This is a genomic window from Acinetobacter sp. 228, assembly GCF_048147885.1.
Genome location: NZ_JAYWYV010000046.1, coordinates 1 through 2,813, shown reverse-complemented (window position 1 = coordinate 2,813; position 2,813 = coordinate 1). Strand labels below are relative to the sequence as shown.

At 54.6% G+C, this 2,813-nt stretch carries 3 protein-coding genes and 1 pseudogene; all 4 read left to right on the top strand.

The features are described from left to right. On the top strand, positions 1–535 hold a 535-nt coding region (locus tag VXQ92_RS15525; RefSeq protein WP_096989773.1), incomplete at its 5' end, for a DNA-packaging protein. Next, positions 510–2,435 carry a phage terminase large subunit family protein gene (locus VXQ92_RS15520; RefSeq protein ID WP_001027292.1) on the top strand — a complete coding sequence of 642 codons (1,926 nt, stop codon included), beginning with the start codon at positions 510–512 and terminating at the stop codon, positions 2,433–2,435. The genes VXQ92_RS15525 and VXQ92_RS15520, both read left to right, overlap by 26 nt. After that, positions 2,432–2,638: a phage head-tail joining protein gene (locus VXQ92_RS15515; RefSeq protein WP_000198149.1), complete on the top strand. Its 207-nt coding sequence runs from the start codon at positions 2,432–2,434 to the stop codon at positions 2,636–2,638. Before VXQ92_RS15520 ends, VXQ92_RS15515 begins: the two co-directional genes overlap by 4 nt. Next, positions 2,635–2,813 (top strand): annotated as a pseudogene (locus tag VXQ92_RS15510) (phage portal protein); the annotation flags it as partial. The gene VXQ92_RS15515 and the pseudogene VXQ92_RS15510, both read left to right, overlap by 4 nt.

The window sequence follows — 2,813 nt, the reverse complement described above, 5'->3', positions numbered from 1 at the left end:
CAAAAAGCAGCTGGCTGACATTTTCGGTGCGAGTATCCGTACCATTCAGAACTGGCAGGAACAGGGAATGCCCGTTCTGCGAGGCGGTGGCAAGGGTAATGAGGTGCTTTATGACTCTGCCGCCGTCATAAAATGGTATGCCGAAAGGGATGCTGAAATTGAGAACGAAAAGCTGCGCCGGGAGGTTGAAGAACTGCGGCAGGCCAGCGAGGCAGATCTCCAGCCAGGAACTATTGAGTACGAACGCCATCGACTTACGCGTGCGCAGGCCGACGCACAGGAACTGAAGAATGCCAGAGACTCCGCTGAAGTGGTGGAAACCGCATTCTGTACTTTCGTGCTGTCGCGGATCGCAGGTGAAATTGCCAGTATTCTCGACGGGCTCCCCCTGTCGGTGCAGCGGCGTTTTCCGGAACTGGAAAACCGACATGTTGATTTCCTGAAACGGGATATCATCAAAGCCATGAACAAAGCAGCCGCGCTGGATGAACTGATACCGGGGTTGCTGAGTGAATATATCGAACAGTCAGGTTAACAGGCTGCGGCATTTTGTCCGCGCCGGGCTTCGCTCACTGTTCAGGCCGGAGCCACAGACCGCCGTTGAATGGGCGGATGCTAATTACTATCTCCCGAAAGAATCCGCATACCAGGAAGGGCGCTGGGAAACACTGCCCTTTCAGCGGGCCATCATGAATGCGATGGGCAGCGACTACATCCGTGAGGTGAATGTGGTGAAGTCTGCCCGTGTCGGTTATTCCAAAATGCTGCTGGGTGTTTATGCCTACTTTATAGAGCATAAGCAGCGCAACACCCTTATCTGGTTGCCGACGGATGGTGATGCCGAGAACTTTATGAAAACCCACGTTGAGCCGACTATTCGTGATATTCCGTCGCTGCTGGCGCTGGCCCCGTGGTATGGCAAAAAGCACCGGGATAACACGCTCACCATGAAGCGTTTCACTAATGGGCGTGGCTTCTGGTGCCTGGGCGGTAAAGCGGCAAAAAACTACCGTGAAAAGTCGGTGGATGTGGCGGGTTATGATGAACTTGCTGCTTTTGATGATGATATTGAACAGGAAGGCTCTCCGACGTTCCTGGGTGACAAGCGTATTGAAGGCTCGGTCTGGCCAAAGTCCATCCGTGGCTCCACGCCAAAAGTGAGAGGCACCTGTCAGATTGAGCGTGCAGCCAGTGAATCCCCGCATTTTATGCGTTTTCATGTTGCCTGCCCGCATTGCGGGGAGGAGCAGTATCTTAAATTTGGCGACAAAGAGACGCCGTTTGGCCTCAAATGGACGCCGGATGACCCCTCCAGCGTGTTTTATCTCTGCGAGCATAATGCCTGCGTCATCCGCCAGCAGGAGCTGGACTTTACTGATGCCCGTTATATCTGCGAAAAGACCGGGATCTGGACCCGTGATGGCATTCTCTGGTTTTCGTCATCCGGTGAAGAGATTGAGCCACCTGACAGTGTGACCTTTCACATCTGGACAGCGTACAGCCCGTTCACCACCTGGGTGCAGATTGTCAAAGACTGGATGAAAACGAAAGGGGATACGGGAAAACGTAAAACCTTCGTAAACACCACGCTCGGTGAGACGTGGGAGGCGAAAATTGGCGAACGTCCGGATGCTGAAGTGATGGCAGAGCGGAAAGAGCATTATTCAGCGCCCGTTCCTGACCGTGTGGCTTACCTGACCGCCGGTATCGACTCCCAGCTGGACCGCTACGAAATGCGCGTATGGGGATGGGGGCCGGGTGAGGAAAGCTGGCTGATTGACCGGCAGATTATTATGGGCCGCCACGACGATGAACAGACGCTGCTGCGTGTGGATGAGGCCATCAATAAAACCTATACCCGCCGGAATGGTGCAGAAATGTCGATATCCCGTATCTGCTGGGATACTGGCGGGATTGACCCGACCATTGTGTATGAACGCTCGAAAAAACATGGGCTGTTCCGGGTGATCCCCATTAAAGGGGCATCCGTCTACGGAAAGCCGGTGGCCAGCATGCCACGTAAGCGAAACAAAAACGGGGTTTACCTTACCGAAATCGGTACGGATACCGCGAAAGAGCAGATTTATAACCGCTTCACACTGACGCCGGAAGGGGATGAACCGCTTCCCGGTGCCGTTCACTTCCCGAATAACCCGGATATTTTTGATCTGACCGAAGCGCAGCAGCTGACTGCTGAAGAGCAGGTCGAAAAATGGGTGGATGGCAGGAAAAAAATACTGTGGGACAGCAAAAAGCGACGCAATGAGGCACTCGACTGCTTCGTTTATGCGCTGGCGGCGCTGCGCATCAGTATTTCCCGCTGGCAGCTGGATCTCAGTGCGCTGCTGGCGAGCCTGCAGGAAGAGGATGGTGCAGCAACCAACAAGAAAACACTGGCAGATTACGCCCGTGCCTTATCCGGAGAGGATGAATGACGCGACAGGAAGAACTTGCCGCTGCCCGTGCGGCACTGCATGACCTGATGACAGGTAAACGGGTGGCAACAGTACAGAAAGACGGACGAAGGGTGGAGTTTACGGCCACTTCCGTGTCTGACCTGAAAAAATATATTGCAGAGCTGGAAGTGCAGACCGGCATGACACAGCGACGCAGGGGACCTGCAGGATTTTATGTATGAAAACGCCCACCATTCCCACCCTTCTGGGGCCGGACGGCATGACATCGCTGCGCGAATATGCCGGTTATCACGGCGGTGGCAGCGGATTTGGAGGGCAGTTGCGGTCGTGGAACCCACCGAGTGAAAGTGTGGATGCAGCCCTGTTGCCCAACTTTACCCGTGGCAATGCCCGCGC

Excerpts from the sequence above, each read along its gene's own strand:
- VXQ92_RS15515 (WP_000198149.1), top strand. The coding sequence starts at position 2,432 with ATGACGCGACAGGAAGAACTTGCCGCTGCCCGTGCGGCACTGCATGAC.